The organism is Thioalkalivibrio sp. K90mix, assembly GCF_000025545.1.
In the GTDB taxonomy this organism is placed as follows: domain Bacteria; phylum Pseudomonadota; class Gammaproteobacteria; order Ectothiorhodospirales; family Ectothiorhodospiraceae; genus Thioalkalivibrio.
Map to the genome: position 1 here is coordinate 2,277,404 of NC_013889.1, position 25,825 is coordinate 2,303,228.

Below are 25,825 nucleotides of genomic sequence, written 5' to 3' on the forward strand. Positions count from 1 at the left end.
GACTAGACCTGGTCTCCTTCACCCATGTCGATGCTCTCGCCTTCGGCCAGCGCGACATAGGCCTTCTTCCAGTGATTGCGGCGCCCGAAGAGGCGGCCAAAGCGCTTCTTCTTGCCCTGCTGGTTCAGGGTGCGGACATTCTCGACCCGCACCTGGAACAGATGCTCGACCGCCGCCTTGATCTCTTCTTTGCTCGCATCAGGCAGCACGCGGAAGACGTACTGACCGACTTCGCCGGCCATGGTGGATTTCTCGGAAACCACCGGGCCCTGAATTACCTGCATCAGACGCGCATTCATGCCAGCCACTCCTCAACCTTGCGGATCGCCGCCTCGGTCATCACGACCGTCTCCGCGCCGACCAGGTTGGCCGGGTTGATGCCGGCCACGTCGACGACGTCGATGTGCGGGACGTTACCCAGCGCACGAGCGGTCATGTCATCGGCCTCGGCGAGAACGACCAGCCCCTTCGCGAGACCCAGCTCCTTGAGCTTGGCCACGCCGTCGCGGGTCTTGCCCGATGCCACCGCGAAGTCAGCCACCACCTTCAGCCGCTCCTGACGGACCAGCTCGGAGAGGATCGAGGCCATCGCGGCGCGATACATTTTCTTGTTCAGCTTCTGCGAAAAGTCCCGGGTGCGCGCGGCGAAAACCTTCCCGCCACCGGTCCACAGCGGACTGCGGATCGTACCGGCCCGGGCGCGGCCCGTACCTTTCTGGCGAAACGGCTTCGCACCACCGCCGCTCACGTCGGAGCGCGTCTTCTGCGCACGGGTTCCCTGGCGCTGCCCCGCGAGGAACGCGACCACGCTCTGGTGGACCAGCGACTCGTTGAAGTCGCGCTCGAAGCACACGGGCGACAACTCCACGCTGGCACCGGTATCGGCTGTCGTTACTTGCATTGTCTTCAACCCTTCGCCTTGACGGCCGGACGAATCATCACGTCAGTGCTGGGCGCACCCGGCACCGCGCCCTGGATCAGCACGAGGCTGCGATCCGCATCCACCCGAACAACCTTCAGGTTCTGGATCGTCTTGCGCTCGGCGCCCATGTGGCCCGCCATCTTCTTGCCCTTGAACACACGACCCGGGCTCTGGTTCTGCCCGATCGAACCCGGGGCGCGGTGCGCCAGCGAGTTACCGTGGGTCGCGTCTTGCGTGCGGAAGTTATGACGCTTGACCGCACCCTGGAAACCCTTGCCCTTGCTCTGAGAGGTCACGTCAACGACCTGACCTTCCTCAAAGCGATCGACCGTGATGGCGTCACCCGGGGCCAGGCCCTCGAGCTCATCCGCTTCAACACGGAATTCCCAGAGACCGCGCCCAGGCTCGACCGAGGCCGCCGCATAGTGCCCCGCTTCGGGCTTGCTGACCCGGGACGCCTTGCGTGCGCCGGCCGTCACCTGGACCGCGTTGTAGCCGTCGCCTTCGCTGCGCTTGATCTGGACCACGCGATTGTTGTCCACCTGCAGCACAGTCACCGGCACGGAGACGCCGTCGTCAGTGAAGACGCGGCTCATGCCTAGTTTGCGACCGATGAGTCCAATGGCCATTGCAAAACCCCTTCCGTATCGAACGGCGCTGGCAAGCGCCCTAAAGCCGTGGCCCGGCGAACAATCCCGCCGGGCCACGGAAAGCCCAATAGTATGGCAGAAAGTTACGAGTTAGTTAAGTCGAATCTGAACATTCACGCCGGCGGCGAGATCCAGCTTCATCAGGGCATCCACGGTCTTGTCGGTCGGATCGAGGATGTCCATCAAGCGCTTGTGCGTACGCAGCTCGTACTGGTCTCGCGCGTCCTTGTTGACGTGCGGCGAGATCAGGACCGTGTACGACTCACGCTTGGTCGGGAGCGGGATTGGCCCCTTCACGCGGGCGCCCGTGCGCTTCGCGGTCTCGACGATCTCGGCCGCGGAACGGTCGATCAGTCGATGATCAAAGGCCTTCAGGCGAATTCGGATACGCTGGTTTGCCATCTCACTCACTCAATAATCTTGGATACGACGCCGGCGCCGACGGTACGGCCGCCTTCGCGAATCGCAAAGCGCAGACCATCTTCCATCGCGATCGGGCTGATCAGCGACACGGTCATCTTCACGTTGTCACCCGGCATCACCATCTCGGTGCCTTCCGGCAGCTCCACCGAACCCGTCACATCGGTCGTGCGGAAGTAGAACTGCGGGCGATAACCATTGAAAAACGGGGTATGACGACCACCCTCGTCCTTGCCCAGAATGTACACCTCAGCCTCGAAATGCGTGTGCGGCGTAATCGAACCCGGCTTGCACAGCACCTGACCACGCTGCACTTCGTCGCGCTTGGTACCACGCAGCAGAATGCCCACGTTGTCGCCCGCTTCGCCCTGGTCCAGCAGCTTGCGGAACATCTCGACACCCGTGACGGTGGTCTTCTGGGTGTCGCGGATACCGACAATCTCGATCTCCTCGCCCACCTTGACCACACCGCGCTCGATACGACCCGTCACCACAGTGCCGCGCCCGGAGATCGAGAACACGTCTTCCACCGGCATCAGGAAGTCGCCGTCCACCGCGCGCTCCGGCTCCGGAATCCAGCTGTCCATCGCCTCGACCAGCTTGTAGATCGCCTGCGCGCCCACTTCGCTCTCGTCACCTTCCAGCGCCTTCAGCGCGGAACCGGTGATCACCGGGGTGTCGTCGCCCGGGAAATCATAGGAAGACAGCAGATCGCGCACTTCCATCTCGACCAGCTCGAGCAGCTCGGGGTCGTCGACCATGTCGGCCTTGTTCAGGAACACCACGATGTACGGCACACCCACCTGACGCGCCAGCAGAATGTGCTCGCGGGTCTGCGGCATCGGACCATCGGCCGCGGACACCACCAGAATCGCGCCGTCCATCTGCGCCGCACCCGTGATCATGTTCTTCACGTAGTCCGCGTGCCCAGGGCAATCCACATGCGCGTAGTGACGAATGTCGGATTCGTATTCCACGTGCGCCGTGGCAATCGTAATCCCGCGCGCCTTCTCTTCCGGCGCATTGTCGATCTGGTCAAACGCACGGGCTTCGCTACCGTACTTCTTGCCCAGCACCGTCGTCATCGCCGCCGTCAGCGTGGTCTTGCCATGGTCCACATGACCAATCGTCCCCACATTCACATGCGGCTTCTTACGCTCGAACTTTTCCTTGGACACAGCTCAAACCTCTTTCTACAGTTCTTTCGGATTACGCGATTCGGTTCAGGAGGCCTTCGCGGCCACGGCCTCGGCGACCTGCGCCGGCGCCTCGGAGTACTTTTCGAACTCCATCGAGTACGTAGCACGGCCCTGGCTCATCGAGCGCAGCTGCGTCGAATAGCCAAACATCTCGGACAGCGGGACCTCGGCCTTCAGCAGCTTCTGACCGGCGACATCTTCCATGCCCTTGACCAGGCCACGACGGCGATTCAGGTCACCCATCACGTCGCCCATGTATTCTTCCGGCGTCTCGACCTCGACCTTCATCATCGGCTCGAGGAGCACGGCGCCGGCCTTCAACGCGCCTTCCTTGAAGGCCATCGATCCCGCCACCTTGAACGCCATCTCGTTCGAGTCGACGTCATGGTAGGAGCCATCAAACAGCGTGACCTTCACGTCCACCACCGGATAACCGGCGAGCACGCCATTGGCCATCTGCTCCTCGACGCCCTTGTTGACGGCCGGGATGTAGTCTTTCGGCACGACACCACCGACGATCGCGTTGACGAACTCGTAGCCGTCTCCCGCTTCTTGCGGTTCGATGCGCAGCCAGACATGACCGTACTGGCCGCGACCACCCGACTGGCGCACAAACTTGCCTTCGGTTTCCACGCTCTTCTTGATCGTCTCGCGGTACGCCACCTGCGGCTGACCGACGTTCGCCTCGACCTTGAACTCGCGCTTCATGCGGTCCACCAGGACCTCGAGGTGCAGCTCGCCCATGCCCGAGATGATCGTCTGGCCCGACTCTTCGTCGGTCCGCACGCGGAAGGACGGGTCTTCCTGCGCCAGCTTGTTCAGCGCGATACCCATTTTTTCCTGGTCCGACTTGGTCTTCGGCTCGACGGCAATCGAGATCACCGGCTCCGGGAACTCCATGCGCTCCAGCTCGACCGGATTGTTCGGGTCGCAGAGCGTACTACCGGTGTACAGATCCTTCAGGCCGACGACCGCACCGATGTCACCCGCGCGCAGCTCCTTGATCTCCTCGCGGGAGTTGGAGTGCATCTGCAGGATGCGACCAATGCGCTCGCGGCGGTTGTTCTGCGTATTGAGCACGGTGTCGCCCGCGCTCAGCACACCCGAGTACACACGGACGAAGGTCAGCGAACCGACGTACGGGTCGGTCATGATCTTGAACGCCAGGGCCGCGAACGGCTCGTCGTCCGAGGCGTGCTTCTCGACCGGCTCTTCGGTCCCGGCCTTCACGCCCTTGATCGCCTTGACCTCTTCCGGCGAAGGCAGGTATTCGACCACCGCGTCGAGCATGGCCTGCACGCCCTTGTTCTTGAACGCGGAGCCGCACAGCATCGGCACGATCTCGAGCTCGATAGTGCGATGGCGGATCGCCTGCTTGATCTCTTCCTCGCTGAGGTCGCCCTCGTTGAGGTACTTGTCCATCAGCTCTTCATTGGCTTCGGCGGCGGCCTCGAGCATGTTCTCGCGCCACTTTTCCGCCTCGGCCTTGAGCTCGTCGGGGATATCCTTGTACTCGAAGGAGATCCCGAAGTTTTCGTCGTCCCAGAAGATCGCCTGCATCTTGACCAGGTCGATCACGCCCCGGAAGTTGTCCTCGGCACCGATCGGCAGCTGGATCGGGACCGGGTTCGCCTGCAGGCGCTCCTTCATTTGCTCGTAGACACGCAGGAAGTCGGCACCGGCGCGGTCCATTTTGTTGACGAACGCCATGCGCGGAACCGAGTACTTGGTCGCCTGGCGCCAGACCGTTTCGGACTGCGGCTGCACGCCACCCACAGCGCAGTACACCATCACCGCACCGTCGAGCACACGCATGGAACGCTCCACCTCGATGGTGAAGTCCACGTGTCCCGGGGTGTCGATGATGTTGACGCGATGCTCATCGAACTGCTTGGCCATACCCTGCCAGAAGCAGGTGGTCGCCGCGGAGGTGATGGTGATCCCGCGTTCCTGTTCCTGCTCCATCCAGTCCATCGTGGCGGCGCCTTCATGGACCTCGCCGATCTTGTGCGACAGACCGGTGTAGAACAGGATGCGCTCGGTCGTCGTCGTCTTGCCGGCGTCGATGTGCGCGCTGATCCCGATGTTCCGGTAGCGCTTCAGTGGGGTCTTGCGTGCCACGTTGAGCCTCTCTAAATCGGTTTTACCAGCGGAAGTGGGCGAACGCCTTGTTCGCTTCCGCCATGCGGTGAGTGTCTTCGCGCTTCTTCACGGCGGAGCCCTTGGCATCGGCGGCGTCCATCAGCTCGCCCGCCAGCTTCAGCGCCATGGTGCGCTCGCCACGCTTGCGGGCCGCTTCCACGACCCAGCGCATCGCCAGGGCGTCCTGACGAACCGAGCGCACCTCGACCGGCACCTGGTAGGTGGCGCCGCCCACACGACGAGACTTCACCTCGACACGCGGACGAATGTTGTCCAGCGCGCGTTCCAGTGCACCCATGCCGTCACCCTGCTTGGACTCGATCTGGTCCAGCGCGCCGTACACGACCTGTTCTGCGACCGACTTCTTGCCGTCACGCATCACGGTATTGATGAACTTGGCCAGGCGCTCGCTTCCGAACTTCGGATCAGGAAGGATGTGACGCTTGGGGGCAGCTGCTCTTCTCGACATGTTTCAGTTCCCGCTCTTGTACACGGTTAGGATTTCTTCGGGCGCTTGGTGCCGTACTTGGAACGACCCTGGGTGCGGTTCTGCACCCCCTGGGTATCCAGGGAGCCACGCACCGTGTGGTAACGCACACCGGGAAGATCCTTTACACGACCGCCACGAATCAGGACCACCGAGTGCTCCTGCAGGTTGTGGCCTTCGCCGCCGATGTAGCTACTGACTTCGTAGCCATTGGTCAGACGCACGCGCGCAACCTTGCGCAGCGCGGAATTCGGCTTCTTCGGCGTGGTCGTGTAGACACGGGTGCATACCCCGCGCTTCTGCGGCGAGCCCTGCAGCGCCGGCACGTCGCTCTTCTCGACGGGGCGCTTGCGGGGCTTGCGTACCAACTGATTGATCGTGGCCATGAAACCCTTTCTCCTAGCCTAAAAATAACGACAGGCCGGCGCCGTGACCGGCCTGTCGAGGGAGCGGAATTCTAATCGCCGCCCCCTGAAGTGTCAACAGAAGGGAAGGCTATTCCGAGCCTTCCCCGGTGGTTTCCGAACCCGGGGCATCGGATTCGGTGTCGACGGTAACCGCGGACGCCTCCTCGACGCTCTCGAACTCCGGCATTTCCAGCTCGCGCTTGCGGCGACGCTCCTTGTGGTACGCCAGTCCGGTACCAGCCGGGATCAGGCGCCCCACAATCACGTTCTCCTTCAGGCCGCGCAGATCGTCGCGAGCGCCACGGGTGGACGCCTCGGTCAGCACGCGAGTGGTCTCCTGGAAGGAGGCCGCAGAGATGAACGATTCCGTCACCAGCGAGGCCTTGGTGATCCCGAGCAGCACACGCTCGTAGGTGGCCGGCTGCTGGTCGTCGCCGAGCTTCTCGTTCTCCTCGAGGACGCGGACGCGATCCACCTGGTCCCCCGCGAGGAACTTGGTGTCGCCCGGATTGACGATGTTCACCTTGCGCATCATCTGGCGAACAATGACCTCGATGTGCTTGTCATTGATCTTCACGCCCTGCAGGCGGTAGACGTCCTGGATCTCCTGGACCTGGTATTCGGCCAGAGTAGTCACGCCGCGCAGACGCACGATGTCGTGCGGGTCCAGCTCGCCGTCGACCACGACCTCGCCACGCTCCACGCGCTCGCCCTCGAACACGTTCACGGTGCGCAGTTTCGGGATCAGCATCTCGACCGGATCACCCTTGTCCGGGGTAATCACCAGACGCTGCTTGCCCTTGGTCTCCTTGCCGAACGAGACGGTACCGGAGATCTCGGCCAGTACGGCCGGCTCCTTGGGACGCCGAGCCTCGAACAAATCCGCCACACGCGGCAGACCACCGGTGATGTCGCGGGTCTTGGACGACTCCTGCGGCAGGCGGGCGATAACATCACCGACCTCGACGCGGGCATTGTCCTCGAGATTGAAGATCGCATTGGCCGGCAGCATGTACTGCGCGGGCATATCGGTACCCGGGATGTACACCTCGTTGCCGTCGTCGTCGACCAGCTTGACGGTCGGGCGCAGATCCTTGCCGGCGCTCGAACGGCTCTTCGGATCCAGCACCACGTTCTGGGACAGACCGGTAAACTCGTCCGTCTCCTTGGTCACGGTGACGTTCTCGACGAAGTCCGCCAGACGGATGTAGCCGCCCACCTCGGTGACGATCGGGTGGGTATGCGGATCCCAGGTCGCGACCTCCTGACCCGCCTCGACCGCATCACCGTCCTTGACGGTGATGGTGGCGCCGTAGGGAATCTTGTAGCGCTCGCGCTCGCGACCCTGGTCGTCGATCACGCCCAGCTCCCCGGAGCGCGATACCGCAACCAGGTTGTCCGCCTTGTTGGTGACGGTCTTCAGGTTGTGCAGACGCACGGACCCGGCATTTTTCACCTGGATCGCGCTGACGGTAACCGCACGGCTCGCGGCACCCCCAATGTGGAAGGTACGCATGGTCAGCTGGGTACCCGGCTCGCCGATGGACTGCGCGGCGATCACACCCACCGCTTCGCCCTCGTTGACCTCGTGGCCACGGGCCAGATCGCGACCGTAGCACTTGGCGCAGATGCCCTGACGCGTCTCGCAGGTAATCGCGGAGCGCACCAGCACCTCGTCGACCGAGGCCTCGTCCAGCTTGTCGACCATTGCCTCGTCCAGCAGGGTGCCCGCCGGGATCAGGACCTCGTCGGTACCCGGGCGATGCACGTCGACCGCCGTGGTACGGCCCAGTACGCGGTCGCGCAGCGGCTCGACCACATCCCCGCCCTCGATGATCGGTTTCATCATCAGGCCCTGCTGGGTCCCGCAGTCGTGCTGGGTGACCACCACGTCCTGCGACACATCCACCAGGCGGCGGGTCAGATAACCGGAGTTCGCGGTCTTCAGCGCGGTATCGGCCAGACCTTTACGCGCGCCGTGGGTCGAGATGAAGTACTGCAGGACGTTCAGACCCTCGCGGAAGTTCGCGGTGATCGGCGTCTCGATGATGGAGCCGTCCGGCTTGGCCATCAGGCCACGCATACCCGCCAGCTGACGGATCTGGGCAGCGGAACCACGCGCGCCGGAATCGGCCATCATGAAGATCGAGTTGAACGAGCTCTGCTCGACTGTCTCGCCCTCGGCGTTGGTCACCTGCTCCTTGCCGAGGCGCTCCATCATCGCCTTCGCGACCTGGTCATTGCAGTGCGACCAGATGTCCACAACCTTGTTGTAGCGCTCGCCCTTGGTGACCAGACCCGAGGCGTACTGGTCCTCGATCTCCTTCACCTGTTCCTCGGCGTTCTGCAGGATCGGCTGCTTCTCGTCCGGGATGACCATGTCATCCGAGCAGAAGGAGACCCCGGCGCGGGTCGAGTAGTAGAAGCCCGCGTACATCAGCTGGTCCGCGAACACCACAGTGTCCTTCAGGCCCAGACGACGGTAGCAGGAGTTGATCAGCGCGGAGATGGTCTTCTTGCTCAGCTCGCGGTCGATCAGCTCGAACGGAAGCCCCTTCGGCATGATGCGCGACAGGATCGCGCGACCGACGGTGGTCTCCACCCGCATGGACGGCAGCGGCTCCCCTTCGGCGACATCCGCCATCGTGTCGGCGATGCGCACGGTGATCCGGGCATGAAGATCGACCTGCTTGTGTTCGTAGGCGCGATGCACCTCGTCCACATCGGCAAAGGTCATGCCCTCACCCTTGGCGTTCACCTTCTCGCGCGAGAGGTAGTAAAGCCCCAGCACGATATCCTGCGACGGCACGATGATCGGCTCGCCGTTCGCCGGGGACAACACGTTGTTGGAGGACAACATCAGCGTGCGCGCCTCCAGCTGGGCCTCCAGCGACAGCGGCACGTGCACGGCCATCTGGTCACCGTCGAAGTCGGCGTTGAACGCGGCGCAGACCAGCGGGTGCAGCTGGATCGCCTTGCCCTCGATCAGCACCGGTTCGAAGGCCTGGATACCCAGGCGGTGCAGGGTCGGGGCGCGGTTCAGCATCACCGGATGCTCGCGGATCACCTCTTCGAGGATGTCCCAGACCTCGGGACCTTCCTTCTCCACCGCCTTCTTGGCGGCCTTGATGGTAGTGGCCAGGCCACGACGCTGCAGCTTGCCGAAGATGAACGGCTTGAACAGTTCCAGCGCCATGCGCTTGGGCAGGCCGCACTGGTGCAGACGCAGGGTCGGTCCGACCACGATCACGGAACGACCGGAGTAGTCGACACGCTTGCCCAGCAGGTTCTGGCGGAAGCGGCCCTGCTTGCCCTTGATCATGTCGGCCAGGGACTTCAGCGGGCGCTTGTTGGTGCCGGTGATCGCACGGCCGCGGCGGCCGTTGTCCAGCAGCGCGTCCACGGACTCCTGCAGCATGCGCTTTTCATTGCGCACGATGATGTCCGGGGCATTGAGCTCCAGCAGGCGACGCAGACGATTGTTGCGGTTGATTACCCGGCGGTACAGGTCATTCAGGTCGGAGGTCGCGAAGCGGCCACCGTCCAGCGGCACCAGCGGGCGCAGGTCCGGCGGCAGCACCGGCAGCACGGACATGATCATCCACTCCGGCTTGTTGCCGGATTCCAGGAACGACTCGATCAGCTTGAGCCGCTTGCCCAGACGCTTGATCTTGGTCTCGGACCCGGTCTCGGACAGCTCCTGGCGCAGCTTCGCGGCCTCGCCCTGCAGGTCCATCTCCTTGAGCAGGGACAGCACGGCCTCGGCGCCCATCATCGCGGTGAAGTCGTCGCCGTGCTCCTCCATCGCCTCGAGGTATTCCTCGTCGGTCAGGAGCTGGCCCTTCTCCAGCGTGGTGAAGCCCGGGTCGATCACGATGAAGGACTCGAAGTAGAGCACCTTCTCGATGTCCTTCAGGGTCATGTCGAGCAGCAGCCCGATGCGCGACGGGAGGCTCTTCAGGTACCAGATGTGCGCGACCGGCGAGGCCAGATCGATGTGCCCCATGCGCTCGCGGCGCACCTTGGTCTGGGTCACCTCGACGCCGCACTTCTCGCAGACCACACCCCGGTGCTTCAGGCGCTTGTACTTGCCGCACAGGCACTCGTAGTCCTTCACCGGACCGAAGATCTTGGCGCAAAACAGGCCATCGCGTTCCGGCTTGAAGGTCCGGTAGTTGATGGTCTCGGGCTTCTTCACCTCGCCGAAGGACCACGACCGGATCTGGTCGGCGGAGGCCAGGCCGATGCGGATTGCATCGAACTCTTCCGGCTGAGTCTGCTGCTTGAACAGATTGAGGAGGTCTTTCATTCGCTATGCCTCACAAAGCTTTGGGTCGAGGGGTGCCCTGCACCCCTTCGGATCACATTCGGATCGGAGGAGATCAGTCCTGCTCCAGCTCGATATTGATGCCGAGCGCCTTGATCTCCTTCATAAGCACGTTGAACGACTCGGGGACGTTGGCCTCCATGTGGTGCTCGCCGTCGACGATGTTCTTGTACATCTTGTTGCGGCCCTGCACGTCGTCCGCCTTCACCGTCAGCATCTCCTGCAGGGTGTAGGCAGCGCCGTAGGCCTCCAGCGCCCAGACCTCCATCTCGCCGAAGCGCTGGCCACCAAACTGCGCCTTGCCGCCCAGCGGCTGCTGGGTCACCAGCGAGTACGGGCCGGTCGAGCGCGCATGCATCTTGTCGTCGACCAGGTGGTTCAGCTTCAGCATGTGCATGTAGCCGACGGTCACCGGACGATCGAAGGAGTCACCGGTGCGCCCGTCGAACAGTTCGGCCTGCCCCGTCTCGGGCAGATCGGCCAGACGCAGCATCTCCTTGATCTCGGCCTCCTCGGCACCGTCGAACACCGGCGTCGCCATCGGCACGCCACCGCGCAGGTTGCGGCAAAGCGCAATGATCTCGGCGTCCGACATGGAGTCGAGATCGACCTTCTTGTCGCGGTGGTTGTAGATCTTGTCCAGGAACTCGCGCAGCTTCGCGATCTCGGCCTGCGCCTCGAGCATGCGGTTGATCTTGTCGCCCAGGCCCTTCGCGGCCCACCCGAGGTGAACCTCCAGCACCTGCCCGACGTTCATGCGCGAGGGAACGCCCAGTGGGTTCAGGACCACGTCCACCGGGGTCCCGTCCTCGAGGAACGGCATGTCCTCTTCCGGCACGATCATCGAGATGACGCCCTTGTTCCCGTGGCGGCCGGCCATCTTGTCGCCCGGCTGCAGACGACGCTTCACGGCCACGTAGACCTTGACCATCTTCTGCACGCCCGGCGGCAGGTCGTCGCCCGCGGCAACCTTCGCCTTCTGGTGCTCGAACTTCTTGTCGAACAGCTCGTGCTGCTCCTGCAGCTGGCGACCGAGGTCCTCCAGCTGAGAGTTCACGGCGTCGTCCTTCAGGCGCACCTCGAACCACTGGTCGCGGGACAGTCCCTGCAGGTACTTCTTGGTGACCTTGGAGCCATCGCCCAGCCCTTCGGGACCACCGGCGGCGGCCTTGTTGACCAGCAGCTTTTCCACTCGTGCGTAGATGTCGTCCTCGTAGATACGCAGCTGGTCCTTCAGGTCCTTCTTGACCGCGGCGAGGTCGTCTTCCTCGATCGACTTGGCGCGCGCGTCCTTCTCCACGCCGTCGCGGGTGAACACGCGTACGTCGATCACCGTGCCCTCAATGCCGGACGGCACACGCAGGGAGGTGTCCTTCACGTCCGAGGCCTTCTCGCCAAAGATGGCCCTCAGGAGCTTCTCTTCCGGGGTCAGCTGGGTCTCGCCCTTCGGCGTGACCTTGCCCACCAGGATGTCGCCCGGGTTCACCTCGGCACCGACATAGACCACACCGGACTCGTCCAGCTTGGCCAGCAGCGACTCGGAGACGTTCGGGATATCCGCGGTGATCTCTTCCTGGCCCAGCTTGGTGTCACGCGCGACACAGTTGAGCTCCTCGATATGGATCGTGGTGTAGCGGTCTTCCTGCACCACGCGCTCGGAGATCAGGATGGAATCCTCGAAGTTGTAGCCGTTCCAGGGCATGAACGCGACCATCATGTTCTGCCCCAGGGCCAGCTCGCCGAGATCGGTCGAGGACCCATCGGCCAGCACGTCGCCGCGGGCGATCTCGTCGCCCACCGCGACCAGCGGACGCTGGTTGATGCTGGTGTTCTGGTTGGAACGCGAGTACTTGGTCAGGTTGTAGATATCCACGCCTGGCTCGCCGGCGACGGTCTCGTCGTCGTTCACGCGCACCACCACGCGGGCGGCGTCCACGGAATCGACCGTACCGCCGCGCTTGGCGACAATCGCGGACCCGGAGTCGATCGCCACGGTGCGTTCGATACCGGTCCCGACCAGCGGCTTGTCCGCACGCAGGCAGGGCACCGCCTGACGCTGCATGTTCGCACCCATCAGGGCGCGGTTGGCATCGTCATGCTCCAGGAACGGCAGCAGCGCGGCCGCCACGGACACGATCTGCTTCGGCGAGATATCCATGTACTGGATCTTGTCCGGCGAGGAGATCGTGAACTCCTCCTGGAAGCGGCAGGAGACCAGGTCGTCGGTCAGACGCCCTTGCTCGTCCATCGCCGCATTCGCCTGGGCGATCACGTACTGGCTTTCCTCGATCGCGGACAGATACACGATCTCATCGGTGACCTTGCCGTCCTCGACCTTGCGGTACGGGGTCTCCAGGAAGCCGTAACGGTTGGTGCGGGCATACACGGCCAGCGAGTTGATCAGGCCGATGTTCGGACCTTCCGGCGTCTCGATCGGGCAGACACGACCGTAGTGGGTCGGGTGTACGTCGCGCACCTCGAAGCCCGCGCGTTCGCGGGTCAGGCCGCCCGGGCCCAGCGCGGAGATACGGCGCTTGTGAGTCACCTCGGACAGCGGATTGTTCTGGTCCATGAACTGCGACAGCTGACTGGAACCGAAGAACTCCTTGACCGCGGCCGCCACCGGCTTCGCGTTGATCAGCTCCTGCGGCATCAGGCCTTCGCTCTCGGCGACCGTCAGGCGCTCCTTGACCGCACGCTCGACGCGCACCAGACCCAGACGGAACTGGTTCTCGGCCATCTCGCCCACGCTGCGGATGCGGCGGTTGCCCAGGTGATCGATATCGTCGGTGCGACCGTTGCCGTTACGCAGGTCGATCAGGACCTTCAGCACGTCGAGGATGTCCTCGGGCGACAGCACACCCGGGCCCTCGTCGGTATCGCGTCCGACACGGCGGTTGAACTTCATCCGGCCGACGGCCGACAGGTCGTAGCGGTCCTCGGAGAAGAACAGGTTGGAGAACAGGTTCTCGGCGGCGTCCTTGGTCGGCGGCTCGCCGGGGCGCATCACGCGATAGATCTCGACCTGGGCCTCCAACTGCGTCTTGGTCGGATCCAGACGCAGGGTGTCCGACATGAACGGGCCATGGTCATAGTCGTTGGTGTAGATGGTCTCCACCGACTTCACGCCCTCGGCGCGCAGCTTGTCCAGGAGTTCCTGGGTCAGCGGATCGTTGGCGGCCGCCATCAGCTCGCCGGTCGACTCGTCGACTACGCCCTTGGCCAGCACGCGGCCGAGCAGGTACTCGTCCGGCACGCGCAGGCGGTTGATGCCGGCCTTTTCGATCTCGCGGATATGCCGCGGGGTAATCCGGCGCCCGGCCTCGACGATCACGTTCTTGCCGTCGGTGATGTCGACCACGGCGGTCTCGCCGCGCAGGCGCTCGGGGATCAGGTCCAGTTCACCGCCGTCTTCATCGAGCGTGATCTGGTTGAATTCAAAAAAGGTGGACAGGATCTCTTCGGTATCCATGCCCAGCGCACGCAGCAGAATCGACGCCGGCAGTTTGCGGCGACGGTCGATACGCACGTACACCCCGTCCTTGGCATCGAACTCGAAGTCCAGCCAGGAACCGCGGTACGGAATAATGCGTGCGTTGTAGAGCAGCTTCTGGGCGCTGCCCTGGGTCTTGCCACGGTCGCTGTCGAAGAACACGCCGGGCGAACGATGCAACTGGGAGACGATCACTCGCTCGGTACCGTTGATCACGAAGGTCCCGTTCTCGGTCATGAGCGGCATCTCGCCCATGTAGACCTCCTGCTCCTTGACCTCCTTCACCACGGTGGAGCCGGCCGGGGCCTCCTTGTCGTGGATCACCAGACGCAGCAGGACACGCAGCGGGGCCGCGTAAGTCACGCCACGGATCTGGCATTCCTTCACATCGAACAGCGGCTCGCCCAAGCGGTAGCTGACGTACTCGAGCTGGACATGACCGGAATAGCTAACAATCGGGAACACCGACTGAAACGCCGCGTGCAGGCCCAACGCGTGACGCGCCTCCGGACCCTTTTCGGCCTGCAGGAAATCCCGATAGGAGGTCAATTGGGTTTCCAGCAGATACGGGACGTCCAGGATCTGGGGACGTTTCCCGAAGTCCTTGCGGATACGTTTCTTTTCGGTATAACTGAGGGCCATGGCTTACCTCGGCGGCTAGCTGAACAACGCGCGAAAAAACCCGCGCCACCACGGGCTGAGGCTGACGACCAAAAGGCCGCCAGCCTCAGGGATTCGTGATGTACACGAAAACAACAGGCGCAAGCGCCTTTTACTTCAGTTCGACAGTGGCGCCAGCCTCTTCCAGCTCCGCCTTCATCTTTTCGGCTTCGTCCTTCGCCGCGCCTTCCTTGACGGTTGCCGGCACGCCTTCGACCATCTCCTTGGCCTCCTTCAGGCCCAGACCGGTCAGGCCTCGGACGACCTTGATCACGCCAACCTTGTTTTCGCCAAAGCTGGACATGACGACGTCGAACTCGTCCTTGGCTTCGGCAGCGGCGGCTTCACCACCACCAGCGGCAGCCGGGGCAGCCGCGACGGCGGCAGCGGCGGAAACGCCGAACTTCTCTTCCATCTCACTGATCAGGTCCACGATTTCCAGGACCGTCATATTGCCGATGGCTTCCAGGATGTCTTCTTTCGAAACGGCCATTTTTTACTCTCCTAACGGGGCACACCCGTATTCATTCAGTACTTGCTCAGAAACGGCTTGATGAGATTCAGGCTGCCTGTTTCTGGTCACGAATTGCTGCAACGGTACGCACGAGCTTGCCCGGGACTTCGTTCACCGTACGGGCGAACTTGTCGAGCGGCGCCTTCATGGTGGCGAGAAGCGTTGCGAGTGCTTCATCGCGTGTCGGCAGGCTGGCGAGGCGATCGAGATCGTTCGCACCCATCAGCTGCCCACCAAACGACACCAGCCGGACCTTCAGCTGTTCGTTTTCCTTGGCGAAGGACTTCACCAGTCGCGCGGCGGAGCCAGGCTCCTCTTCACTGAAGGCCAGGATCAGCGGGCCCTGCAGCTCGGGCTGCATGCACGCGAAATCCGTACCCTCGATGGCACGCTTGGCGAGGTTGTTCTTCACCACCCGCAGATAGACCCCGGAATTGCGGGCCTGCCGACGAAGGTCGGTCATCTGCGCGACCGAGAGACCCCGGTATTCCGCGGCGACCGCGGAATGCGCCGAGGCAGCAACCGTAGCCAGCTCCGAGACAATCGCCTTCTTGTCGTCGAGATTCAAAGCCACGTTGACTCTCCTCTAGTAAGACCACCCGAAGGCGATCGTGAAACCGGGCGAACCCGGTACTTCGGTGCTCCCGTCGCAGGTACTTCCTGAATCGGGTGACACCATCTGCGCAGGCTGGTGGATTAAGCCACCCCGCGAACGGGGCGGCGCCTGCGGTCTTGGATGGCGTGCCGCTTGCGCGACAGCCGACCAAAAACCAAAAAAACTTCTTACAGTGACAATGACGCCTGGTCGACCTTCACCCCCGGGCCCATCGTCGTGGAGATCGTGACCCCCTTGACGTACTGCCCCTTGGACGTCGCCGGCTTCATCTTGACCAGATCCGCCAGCAGGGCGTTCAGGTTCTCGGCCAGCGAGCTGGAATCGAAGTCCGCCGCGCCAATGGTGCAGTGCACGATCCCGCCCTTGTCGGTGCGGTAGCGGACCTGGCCGCTCTTGGCGTTGGTCACCGCGGTCGCGACGTCCGGCGTCACGGTGCCGACCTTCGGGTTCGGCATCAGGCCACGCGGGCCCAGGATCTGCCCGAGCTGACCGACGACTCGCATCGCGTCCGGGGAGGCGATCACCACGTCGAAATCCATCTGGCCGGCCTTCACCTGTTCGGCGAGGTCGTCCATGCCCACCACATCGGCACCGGCTTCCTTCGCGGCGTCGGCATTGGCGCCCTGGGTGAACACGGCCACGCGCACGCTTTTGCCATTGCCGTGCGGCAGCACCGTGGAGCCCCGCACGACCTGATCGGACTTGCGCGGGTCCACGCCGAGATTCACGGCCACGTCGACCGACTCGCGGAACTTCGCCTTGGGCAGCTCACGCAGCAGGTCAAAGGCCTCGGTCACCGGATACAGACGGCCCGGCTCGACCTTTTCGCGGATGGCCTTCATTCGCTTGGTCATTTTCGCCATGTCTACAGACCCTCCACTTCGAGGCCCATGCTGCGGGCACTGCCGGCAATAGTGCGAACCGCTGCGTCCAGATCGGCGGCGGTCAGATCCGGCTCCTTGGTCTTCGCGATTTCCTCGAGCTGCGCCCGGGTCACGGTGCCGACCTTGTTGGTGTTCGGCTCGCCGGAACCCTTCTGCAGGCCCGCGGCCTTCTTCAACAGGATCGACGCCGGCGGCGTCTTGGTGATGAAGGTAAAGCTGCGATCCGAATAGACGGTGATCACCACCGGAATCGGCAGACCGGGCTCGATCTCCTGGGTCTGGGCGTTAAACGCCTTGCAGAACTCCATGATGTTCACGCCGCGCTGACCCAGTGCCGGCCCGACGGGCGGACTCGGGTTGGCCTTTCCGGCAGGCACCTGAAGCTTGATATATGCTTCGATTTTCTTCGCCATGATGACTCCCTCGGGTGCAAGCGCCTCGCGGCTCCCCGATTAGCAGTGGTTGACGTTAGTACGTCAGGTTTTCTCGACTTGGTGGAACTCGAGTTCCACGGGTGTCGAGCGACCAAAAATCTGCACGGCCACCAGGAGGCGGCTCTTCTCGTAGTTCACTTCCTCGACGACGCCATTGAAGTCGTTGAACGGGCCGTCGGTGACGCGAACCATCTCGCCAACCTCGAACAGGACCTTCGGACGCGGCTTCTCGGCACCTTCCTGCATGCGCTGCAGGATGGCATCGGCTTCCTTGTCGCTGATCGGGGCCGGCCGGTCGGCGGTGCCACCGATGAAACCGAGCACCCGCGGAACGGCCTTGACCAGGTGCCAGGCCTCGTCGTTCAGATCCATCTGCACCAGGACATACCCCGGGAAGAACTTGCGCTCGCTCTTGCGCTTTTGGCCGTCCTTCATCTCGACGACCTCTTCGGTGGGCACCAGGATCTGACCGAAATGGTCCTGCATGCCGAAACGCTCGATGCGCTCCTCCAGCGACCGCTTCACCTGGGCCTCGAAGCCCGAGAATGCCTGTACGACGTACCAGCGTAATGCCATGGAGAGAATCCTGTGACTAACCGATGAAGCGACTGATGGACCAACCCAGGAACATGTCCAGGAGCCAGAGGAAGATCCCGATAATGATCACGACGGCGATGACGATCAGCGTGGTCTGGGTGGTCTCGACCCGGGTCGGCCAGACCATCTTGCGCACCTCGGTGCGTGCATTGCCCATAAAGGCCGCCAGCTGATGCCCCTTCGCCGTGGTCATGCCAATCGCCACGGCCACGCCGACCACGGCCAGCAGCCCGAGCACACGAATCAGAGTGGACTCGTCCGAGAACCAATAGAAGCCCATAACGCCAGCAATCAGCAGCGCCACGGCTACCGCGAGCTTGAAAGTATCCAGCCCGCCGGTCTGTTCCGATTGTTCACTCATGAATACGTATCACCCGGTACTCGCCGCCATCGGTGAAGATGGCAGGCCAGGAGGGACTCGAACCCCCAACCTGCGGTTTTGGAGACCGCTGCTCTGCCAATTGAGCTACTGGCCTAAAAATCGAATCGACAAGAAACAAACGCGAGAGACGACGCACCAGGCGCCGCCTCTCGCGGTCGATCGTTCAACTTATCTACTGTATCACTCGATGATCTTGGATACGACGCCGGCGCCGACGGTACGGCCGCCTTCGCGAATCGCAAAGCGCAGACCATCTTCCATCGCGATCGGGCTGATCAGCGACACGGTCATCTTCACGTTGTCACCCGGCATCACCATCTCGGTGCCTTCCGGCAGCTCCACCGAACCCGTCACATCGGTCGTGCGGAAGTAGAACTGCGGGCGATAACCATTGAAAAACGGGGTATGACGACCACCCTCGTCCTTGCCCAGAATGTACACCTCAGCCTCGAAATGCGTGTGCGGCGTAATCGAACCCGGCTTGCACAGCACCTGACCACGCTGCACTTCGTCGCGCTTGGTACCACGCAGCAGAATGCCCACGTTGTCGCCCGCTTCGCCCTGGTCCAGCAGCTTGCGGAACATCTCGACACCCGTGACGGTGGTCTTCTGGGTGTCGCGGATACCGACAATCTCGATCTCCTCGCCCACCTTGACCACACCGCGCTCGATACGACCCGTCACCACAGTGCCGCGCCCGGAGATCGAGAACACGTCTTCCACCGGCATCAGGAAGTCGCCGTCCACCGCGCGCTCCGGCTCCGGAATCCAGCTGTCCATCGCCTCGACCAGCTTGTAGATCGCCTGCGCGCCCACTTCGCTCTCGTCACCTTCCAGCGCCTTCAGCGCGGAACCGGTGATCACCGGGGTGTCGTCGCCCGGGAAATCATAGGAAGACAGCAGATCGCGCACTTCCATCTCGACCAGCTCGAGCAGCTCGGGGTCGTCGACCATGTCGGCCTTGTTCAGGAACACCACGATGTACGGCACACCCACCTGACGCGCCAGCAGAATGTGCTCGCGGGTCTGCGGCATCGGACCATCGGCCGCGGACACCACCAGAATCGCGCCGTCCATCTGCGCCGCACCCGTGATCATGTTCTTCACGTAGTCCGCGTGCCCAGGGCAATCCACATGCGCGTAGTGACGAATGTCGGATTCGTATTCCACGTGCGCCGTGGCAATCGTAATCCCGCGCGCCTTCTCTTCCGGCGCATTGTCGATCTGGTCAAACGCACGGGCTTCGCTACCGTACTTCTTGCCCAGCACCGTCGTCATCGCCGCCGTCAGCGTGGTCTTGCCATGGTCCACATGACCAATCGTCCCCACATTCACATGCGGCTTCTTACGCTCGAACTTTTCCTTGGACATCTCTCGCTTCCCCGGATCGTGACGCTTTCACAAGCGACGCAGGTTGTACGCTGACTTACACAAAATTGGAGCTCATGACCGGATTCGAACCGGTGACCTCTTCCTTACCAAGGAAGTGCTCTACCGACTGAGCTACATGAGCCTGACTTACCTGGCCAGGGCCGGACCCGAACCGTTCGGATCAACTGGAGCGGGTGATGGGAATCGAACCCACATCATCAGCTTGGAAGGCTGAGGTTCTACCATTGAACTACACCCGCAGAACCCTGGCTTGCCGAACCACCGCCCGCTACAGGCCGCTGGCTTGAAAACCCGATGGTGGAGGGAGGAGGATTCGAACCTCCGAAGGCTGAGCCAGCAGATTTACAGTCTGCCCCCGTTGACCGCTTGGGTATCCCTCCTCGATCAAGCCGCGTATTCTGAACCAGCGCGAAGCACAGCGTCAAGCGGGGATTACATCCCGCGCGCAGATCACGCGGGCATGCGCGCATGTCGCTCATTCTCTACCTATGATTTCCGGTCATACGGTGCGCCTGACGGTTTCCATTCCACGACAGACGCACGTAGAGTGTGCCTATTCAGGACTTGAAGATTCGCGCGTAGAGGCCCATGCCCAACACGACAACGGCGCCCCGCCTGCCGGGTCTGGCCAAGCGTCTCGTGGACGCCGGCCTGATTGCGGAAGATATCGCTGCCCAGATCGCCGAGGAATCGCGCGCTCAGCAGACCCCTTTGATGCCCCTGCTCGCCAGCAAGGGGCAGGTCTCCGAGGCCCGCCTGGCCGAGGCCGCGGCCGAGGAGTTCGGCCTCCCGGTACTGGATTTGTCGTGCTTTGAACCCGAGCTGCTGCCCAAGGATCACCTGAACGAGAAGCTGATCCAGAAACACCACGCCCTGCCGATCATGCAGCGCGGCAACCGCCTGTATATCGCGGTATCCGACCCCACCAACCTGGGGGCCACCGACGAGTTCAAGTTCGCGACCGGGATGCCGGTGGAGGCCGTACTGGTCGAGGGGCACAAGCTCGACCGCCTGATCGAAAGCGCCCTGAGCGCTGCGTCGTCGCTGATGGACGACCTGGGCGACGACGATCTCGAAAACCTGGCCATCGAATCGGGTGGCGGCGATGACGGCGACACTTCGGACGCCGCCGACGCGGTGGACGACGCGCCCGTGGTGCGCTTCGTCAACAAGGTGCTGATGGACGCGATCAACCGCAAGGCGTCGGACATCCACCTCGAGCCGTTCGAGAAGGATTTCCGCGTGCGCTTTCGCATCGACGGCGTGCTGCACGAGATCGCCCACCCGCCGAACACCCTGGCGCCACGCATCACCGCGCGGGTCAAGGTCATGTCGCGCATGGACATCGCCGAGCGGCGGGTCCCGCAGGATGGGCGCATCAAGCTGAAGCTCTCGCGCACGCGAGCGATCGATTTTCGTGTCAGCACACTGCCCACACTGTACGGCGAAAAGATCGTAATGCGTATCCTCGACCCGAGCAGCACCCAGATCGGGATCGATCAGCTCGGCTACGAGGAGCACCAGAAGGAGGCCTACCTCCAGGCGCTCAAGCGACCCTACGGGATGATCCTGGTCACCGGGCCGACCGGCTCGGGTAAAACGGTGTCGCTGTACACCGGCCTTGGGATCCTGAACACGGCCGACCGCAACATCTCCACCGCGGAAGACCCCTCGGAAATCAACATGCCCGGGGTCAACCAGGTCAACGTGAACCCGAAGGTCGGGCTGACCTTCGCCAGCGCGCTACGCGCCTTCCTGCGTCAGGATCCGGACGTGATCATGGTGGGGGAGATCCGCGACCTCGAGACCGCGGAGATCGCGATCAAGGCGGCGCAGACAGGGCACCTGGTGCTCTCCACGCTGCATACCAACGATGCCCCGCAGACCCTGACCCGACTGGCGAACATGGGGGTACCCCCCTACAACATCGCCTCCTCGATCCTGCTGATCATCGCTCAGCGCCTGGCGCGCCGGCTGTGCCCGAACTGCAAGGAACCGGAGGATCTCCCGGAAGAGGTCCTGCGCAAGGAGGGCTTCACCGACGCCGACATTCAGGCCGGCGTAACCGCGTATCGAGCAGTGGGCTGCGATCAGTGCACGAACGGCTACAAGGGGCGGGTCGGCATCTATCAGGTCATGCCGATCAGCGAAGAGATGCAGCGCGGGATCCTGGAGGGCTACAACTCCATGCAGCTGGCTCAACAGGCCGCAAAGGAAGGGGTCGAGGACCTGCGTCGCGCCGGCCTGGTAAAGGTTCTGGCAGGGATGACCAGCCTCGAGGAAGTTAACCGCGTGACCAAGGACTAGCACGCCGCGACCCGCTCAGGACGGCTCCGGTTCGGGTCACCAGCACAGGGGGACAGGTAGATGGCCGATTCCGGGACAATCTACGCTTGGGAAGGACTGAACAAGAACGGCGACCGGGTCAAGGGCGAAACCCCGGCCGACAGCGAAGCCGTCGCACGCTCCGAACTGCGCAAGAACGGCATCAATGTCGTCAAGATTCGCAAGAAGCCAAAGTCGCTACTCTCCGGGGGCAAGAAAAAGATCGTCCCCGCGGACATCGCCTACTTCCTGCGACAGATGACCACGATGCTGCAATCCGGCGTGCCGCTGGTACAGGCCTTCGAGATTGTCGGGCGCGGCAACGAGAAGCCGGCGATGCGCGATCTCGTGCTCAAGCTCAAGGCCGACGTCGAGGGCGGCGAGACCTTCGCCGCCGCGCTCGCCAAACAGCCCAAGTACTTCGACGACCTGGTGGTCAACCTGGTCGAGGCCGGCGAGCAGGCGGGGACGCTCGAGACCCTGCTCGACAAGGTCGCCACCTACAAGGAAAAGACCGAGGCCCTGAAGGCCAAGATCCGCAAGGCGATGTTCTACCCGGCGGCGGTCGTCGTGGTGGCCATCGTGGTGACGGCCATCCTGCTGATCTACGTGGTCCCGCAGTTCGAATCCCTGTTCCAGGGCTTTGGCGCGGACCTGCCGGTCTTCACCCGCATGGTGGTCGACCTGTCGGGATTCGTGCAGTCCTGGTGGTGGCTGATCCTCGCGATCATGGTCGCGATCGGCTTCGCATTCGTAGAGACCCGGCGGCGTTCGCCACGATTTGCACGTTTCCTCGATATCGCGATCCTCAAGGCCCCGGCCTTTGGCCCGATCCTGCGCAAAGCCGCGATCGCCCGCTTCGCACGGACGCTGTCCACCATGTTCTCCGCCGGCGTCCCGCTGGTCGATGCCCTGACTTCGGTCTCCGGCGCCACGGGCAACGCGCTGTATCGCGAGGCCACGCTGCGCATGCGCGACGAGACCTCGGCCGGGGCCCAGCTGCAATGGTCGATGCGCAATACCGGCGTGTTCCCCAACATGGTCGTGCAGATGGTCGCGATCGGCGAGGAATCCGGCTCGCTGGACTCGATGCTGGCGAAGGTGGCGGACTTCTACGAGGCCGAGGTGGACAACGCCGTGGACAGCCTCTCGAGCCTGCTGGAACCCCTGATCATGGTCGTACTCGGCGTACTGGTCGGCGGCCTGGTGATCGCGATGTACCTGCCCATCTTCCAGATGGGTCAGGTCATCTAGGGAAACACTGACCAATGTACACACTCGCGTTGGTACCCCAGGTTTTCCGAGACAAGGCACGTCGCGCAGCGGGTAGTGGTTCTACCCGCCCGGTTTTGATGGATTCGGGGCGCAACGCAGGATCGGGGAACAGGGGTTACCAACCCCACAAGCGATTGAAAGCAGGGGCTCGGCCGCCCGTTGTTATCAAGAACGGGCGCGCACACGGCGTTGCGGCTCCCTTGTGCAGAATGACTGCACGGCAGTCACCGCGCATTAAACGCACGCAAAAGCGACTCGAGCGCGAGCGTGCACATTGGTCAGGGCTTCCCTAGGATGCTCGGCACGGAAGAGCTCCTGTCGCCACCCTGGGCAATCGCGGTCGCAGCGATTTTCGGGCTGCTAATCGGCAGTTTTCTGAACGTGGTCATCGCCCGGCTGCCGGTGATGCTGGAGCGCGGCTGGAATGCCGAGGCACGCGCGATCCTGGAGCAGGAGCCCCCAGCGGACGACGTCCCGTTCGATCTGCTGCGTCCACGCTCGCGCTGCCCCCACTGCGAGCGACCGATCCGTGCGTACGAGAACATCCCCGTGCTCAGCTTCCTCTGGCTGCGCGGACGCTGCCCGGGCTGCGGCACAGCCATCAGCTGGCAGTACCCGCTGGTCGAGATCCTCACCGCAGTCCTGTTTGCCCTGACCATCTGGCACTTCGGACCCGACACGACAGCGCTGCTGGCGCTGATCTTCACCGGCGTCCTGATCGCCGCCGCCGGGATCGACGCGCGCACCACCCTGCTCCCGGACCAGCTGACCCTGCCACTGCTCTGGCTGGGGCTGCTGGTCAATATCCCGGGCACCTTCACCGATCTGCAGTCGGCCGTGATCGGAGCGGCCGCCGGTTACCTGGTGCTGTGGCTGATCTTCCACGGCTTCCGCCTGGCCACCGGCAAGGAGGGCATGGGGTACGGCGACTTCAAGCTGCTCGCCGCGCTGGGCGCATGGCTCGGCTGGCAGGCCCTGCCGGTAATCCTGCTGCTGGCCTCGCTGGTCGGAGCGGTGGTCGGCATCCTGCTGATCCTGCTGCGCGGGCGCGACCGCAACATCCCGATCCCGTTCGGGCCGTATCTGGCAGCCGCCGGGTGGCTGGCGCTGATCTGGGGCGATACGCTGGTGGCGTTCTACTTCCCACAGGGGCTCTAGTTTTATGCGGCGGGTCGGACTGACAGGCGGGATAGGCTGCGGCAAGAGCCGCGTCGCCGGGCTGTTTGCCAGCCTGGGGGTACCGGTGCTCGACGCCGACCGCATCACCCGCGAACTGCAGGAGCCGGGGCACGACCTGCATGCCGCAATCGTTCAACAGTTCGGGCCAGGGGTGCTCGACGCACGGGGGCACCTGGATCGCGGGGCCCTGCGCACACGGGTCTTCGCACGACCCGACGAGCGCAAGGCGCTGGAAGCGCTGGTCCACCCCGCGGTGCACGCGGAACTGGAACGCCGTCTCCGTGAGCTGCCAGACACCAACGGTTATGCGCTGATCGTGGTGCCGCTGCTGTTCGAGGCTGGCTGGGAGCAGGAATTCGACGCGGTCATCGTCGTCGACTGCGAGCCGGAGGAACAGCTCGAGCGGGTCACCCATCGCGATGGCCGTACCCCGGCCGAGGTGCAGGCCATCATGGACTGCCAGCTGAGTCCGGACGAGCGCCGCCAGCGCGGCGACCGGGTGATCACGAACAGCCGCACGACCACGGACGAGGATCTGCGCCGGCAGGTGTCCGACCTGCACGATCAGCTTCGAGCCGCAACGGGGAAGGGCTAGCCACATGCGTCTAGCCCGCGATAGGGGGAGAGCTTGCGCACCGACTCCGATTGCTGGCAGGGACGGGTGGAAAGTCCCCCCCGGAATACTGGATACTGCCAGGGTCGTGTTGCCCCGCAACACCGAGAACCCAAGCCGGACGGGCCGCCCGTGACCCAATTACTCACCTTCGAACAACCGCTGCACGAACGCGTGCGACTGCTGTTGCGCCTGGAGGCGCTGGCTCAGCGGTTCGGGGACGCCCTGGAGTCCGGCCGGCCTTTTGACCATCACGAGGCCCTGGTCTCGCTGGTCGACATCTATGCCCTGGTCACCCGCGTCGACATCAAGCGCGAATTGATGGGCGAGATCGAGCGCCAGACTGCCAACCTCAACCGACTCACGCACCAGCCGGGCGTCGACCCGGAGCGTTTCACCGAGACCATGCAGGCGCAGAAACGCCTGCACACCGCCCTGGAAGAACAGGCCGGGTCGCTGGATCATCGAGTGCGTGGCAACGAATTCTTCAACAGCGTGCGCCAGCGCATGGCGCTACCCGGCGGGGCCTTCGATTTCGACCTGCCGATCTACCATCACTGGCTGGCCCAGAGTTCCCCGGAGCGCACCGCACTGTTGCTGGAATGGTTCGAACCGTTGAACACGGTTGCCGAGGCAACCGTCCAGGTCCTGTCCTATATGCGCCGATCCGGGCGCTCGGAGTCCGCGATCGCCGAAGACGGCTATTTCGAACGCAGCCTGGACACGAGTCATGCATGGCAACTGATCCGGGTCAGTGTCGATCCCGATCTGGGGTATTACCCGGAGATCAGCGCGGGACGCCAACGCTTCACGGTGCGTTTTTTCTCACCCGAGGATTTCCGCAGCCGCCCCATCCCCGCCGCACAGGACATTGAATTCCAGCTGTGCTGCTGCGCCTTGTAAACGG

The 25,825-nt window shown here is 63.4% G+C and carries 22 protein-coding genes and 4 tRNA genes; 5 read left to right on the plus strand and 21 right to left on the minus strand.

Features of this window, described 5'->3' with window-relative positions:
• Positions 1 to 2: 2 nt before the first annotated feature.
• The 21 genes from rplW to TK90_RS10970 all read right to left on the minus strand — a co-directional run bounded on the left by rplW (position 3) and on the right by TK90_RS10970 (position 19,906).
• Positions 3 to 299, minus strand: a complete 297-nt coding sequence (gene rplW / locus TK90_RS10870; protein WP_012983530.1) for a 50S ribosomal protein L23 — start codon at positions 297 to 299, stop codon at positions 3 to 5.
• On the minus strand, positions 296 to 901 hold the full coding sequence (rplD, locus tag TK90_RS10875; RefSeq protein WP_012983531.1) for a 50S ribosomal protein L4: 606 nt from the start codon (positions 899 to 901) through the stop codon (positions 296 to 298). Before rplD ends, rplW begins: the two co-directional genes overlap by 4 nt.
• A gap of 5 nt (positions 902 to 906) precedes the next feature.
• Positions 907 to 1,551 (minus strand): 50S ribosomal protein L3, encoded by a 645-nt coding sequence (gene rplC, locus TK90_RS10880; RefSeq protein WP_012983532.1) that lies wholly within the window; start codon positions 1,549 to 1,551, stop codon positions 907 to 909.
• Positions 1,552 to 1,662: 111 nt separating this feature from the next.
• Positions 1,663 to 1,974 carry a 30S ribosomal protein S10 gene (gene rpsJ, locus TK90_RS10885; protein ID WP_012983533.1) on the minus strand — a complete coding sequence of 104 codons (312 nt, stop codon included), beginning with the start codon at positions 1,972 to 1,974 and terminating at the stop codon, positions 1,663 to 1,665.
• A 5-nt stretch (positions 1,975 to 1,979) separates the two neighbouring features.
• Positions 1,980 to 3,170: an elongation factor Tu gene (gene tuf / locus TK90_RS10890; protein ID WP_012983534.1), complete on the minus strand. Its 1,191-nt coding sequence runs from the start codon at positions 3,168 to 3,170 to the stop codon at positions 1,980 to 1,982.
• Positions 3,171 to 3,215: 45 nt separating this feature from the next.
• Positions 3,216 to 5,312 (minus strand): elongation factor G, encoded by a 2,097-nt coding sequence (gene fusA / locus TK90_RS10895; RefSeq protein WP_012983535.1) that lies wholly within the window; start codon positions 5,310 to 5,312, stop codon positions 3,216 to 3,218.
• A gap of 22 nt (positions 5,313 to 5,334) precedes the next feature.
• Positions 5,335 to 5,802, minus strand: a complete 468-nt coding sequence (gene rpsG / locus TK90_RS10900; protein ID WP_012983536.1) for a 30S ribosomal protein S7 — start codon at positions 5,800 to 5,802, stop codon at positions 5,335 to 5,337.
• Positions 5,803 to 5,828: 26 nt separating this feature from the next.
• On the minus strand, positions 5,829 to 6,206 hold the full coding sequence (gene rpsL / locus TK90_RS10905) for a 30S ribosomal protein S12 (RefSeq protein WP_012983537.1): 378 nt from the start codon (positions 6,204 to 6,206) through the stop codon (positions 5,829 to 5,831).
• 109 nt (positions 6,207 to 6,315) lie between these two features.
• Positions 6,316 to 10,536, minus strand: coding sequence for a DNA-directed RNA polymerase subunit beta' (gene rpoC, locus TK90_RS10910; RefSeq protein WP_012983538.1), 4,221 nt, complete (start codon positions 10,534 to 10,536; stop codon positions 6,316 to 6,318).
• Positions 10,537 to 10,609: 73 nt separating this feature from the next.
• Positions 10,610 to 14,689: a DNA-directed RNA polymerase subunit beta gene (rpoB, locus tag TK90_RS10915; RefSeq protein WP_012983539.1), complete on the minus strand. Its 4,080-nt coding sequence runs from the start codon at positions 14,687 to 14,689 to the stop codon at positions 10,610 to 10,612.
• 130 nt (positions 14,690 to 14,819) lie between these two features.
• A complete protein-coding gene (gene rplL, locus TK90_RS10920; protein WP_012983540.1) occupies positions 14,820 to 15,200 on the minus strand; it encodes a 50S ribosomal protein L7/L12 in 381 nt (126 codons plus the stop codon).
• Between the two features lie 67 nt (positions 15,201 to 15,267).
• Positions 15,268 to 15,789, minus strand: a complete 522-nt coding sequence (gene rplJ / locus TK90_RS10925) for a 50S ribosomal protein L10 (RefSeq protein WP_026148294.1) — start codon at positions 15,787 to 15,789, stop codon at positions 15,268 to 15,270.
• A 215-nt stretch (positions 15,790 to 16,004) separates the two neighbouring features.
• On the minus strand, positions 16,005 to 16,700 hold the full coding sequence (rplA, locus tag TK90_RS10930) for a 50S ribosomal protein L1 (RefSeq protein WP_012983542.1): 696 nt from the start codon (positions 16,698 to 16,700) through the stop codon (positions 16,005 to 16,007).
• Positions 16,701 to 16,702: 2 nt separating this feature from the next.
• Complete coding sequence (rplK, locus tag TK90_RS10935; RefSeq protein WP_012983543.1) at positions 16,703 to 17,134, minus strand: 50S ribosomal protein L11; 432 nt, start codon at positions 17,132 to 17,134, stop codon at positions 16,703 to 16,705.
• 63 nt (positions 17,135 to 17,197) lie between these two features.
• Entirely contained in the window at positions 17,198 to 17,731 is a 534-nt protein-coding gene (nusG, locus tag TK90_RS10940; protein ID WP_012983544.1) for a transcription termination/antitermination protein NusG, read from the minus strand.
• 16 nt (positions 17,732 to 17,747) lie between these two features.
• A complete protein-coding gene (gene secE, locus TK90_RS10945; RefSeq protein ID WP_012983545.1) occupies positions 17,748 to 18,113 on the minus strand; it encodes a preprotein translocase subunit SecE in 366 nt (121 codons plus the stop codon).
• A 39-nt stretch (positions 18,114 to 18,152) separates the two neighbouring features.
• A tRNA-Trp gene (locus TK90_RS10950) sits at positions 18,153 to 18,228 on the minus strand.
• 86 nt (positions 18,229 to 18,314) lie between these two features.
• Positions 18,315 to 19,505 (minus strand): elongation factor Tu, encoded by a 1,191-nt coding sequence (gene tuf, locus TK90_RS10955; protein WP_012983534.1) that lies wholly within the window; start codon positions 19,503 to 19,505, stop codon positions 18,315 to 18,317.
• Between the two features lie 66 nt (positions 19,506 to 19,571).
• A tRNA-Thr gene (locus TK90_RS10960) sits at positions 19,572 to 19,647 on the minus strand.
• 44 nt (positions 19,648 to 19,691) lie between these two features.
• A tRNA-Gly gene (locus TK90_RS10965) sits at positions 19,692 to 19,765 on the minus strand.
• 56 nt (positions 19,766 to 19,821) lie between these two features.
• Positions 19,822 to 19,906 (minus strand) — tRNA-Tyr (locus TK90_RS10970).
• A 208-nt stretch (positions 19,907 to 20,114) separates the two neighbouring features.
• Between TK90_RS10970 and pilB the strand changes: the two genes are divergently transcribed.
• From pilB to zapD, 5 genes are all read left to right on the plus strand, one after another.
• Positions 20,115 to 21,833 (plus strand): type IV-A pilus assembly ATPase PilB, encoded by a 1,719-nt coding sequence (pilB, locus tag TK90_RS10975; protein ID WP_012983546.1) that lies wholly within the window; start codon positions 20,115 to 20,117, stop codon positions 21,831 to 21,833.
• Between the two features lie 60 nt (positions 21,834 to 21,893).
• Positions 21,894 to 23,105, plus strand: coding sequence for a type II secretion system F family protein (locus TK90_RS10980; RefSeq protein ID WP_012983547.1), 1,212 nt, complete (start codon positions 21,894 to 21,896; stop codon positions 23,103 to 23,105).
• A gap of 315 nt (positions 23,106 to 23,420) precedes the next feature.
• A complete protein-coding gene (locus TK90_RS10985) occupies positions 23,421 to 24,284 on the plus strand; it encodes an A24 family peptidase (RefSeq protein WP_041444278.1) in 864 nt (287 codons plus the stop codon).
• A gap of 4 nt (positions 24,285 to 24,288) precedes the next feature.
• On the plus strand, positions 24,289 to 24,900 hold the full coding sequence (gene coaE, locus TK90_RS10990; protein WP_012983549.1) for a dephospho-CoA kinase: 612 nt from the start codon (positions 24,289 to 24,291) through the stop codon (positions 24,898 to 24,900).
• A gap of 150 nt (positions 24,901 to 25,050) precedes the next feature.
• Positions 25,051 to 25,821: a cell division protein ZapD gene (gene zapD, locus TK90_RS10995; protein ID WP_012983550.1), complete on the plus strand. Its 771-nt coding sequence runs from the start codon at positions 25,051 to 25,053 to the stop codon at positions 25,819 to 25,821.
• Positions 25,822 to 25,825 lie beyond the last annotated feature (4 nt).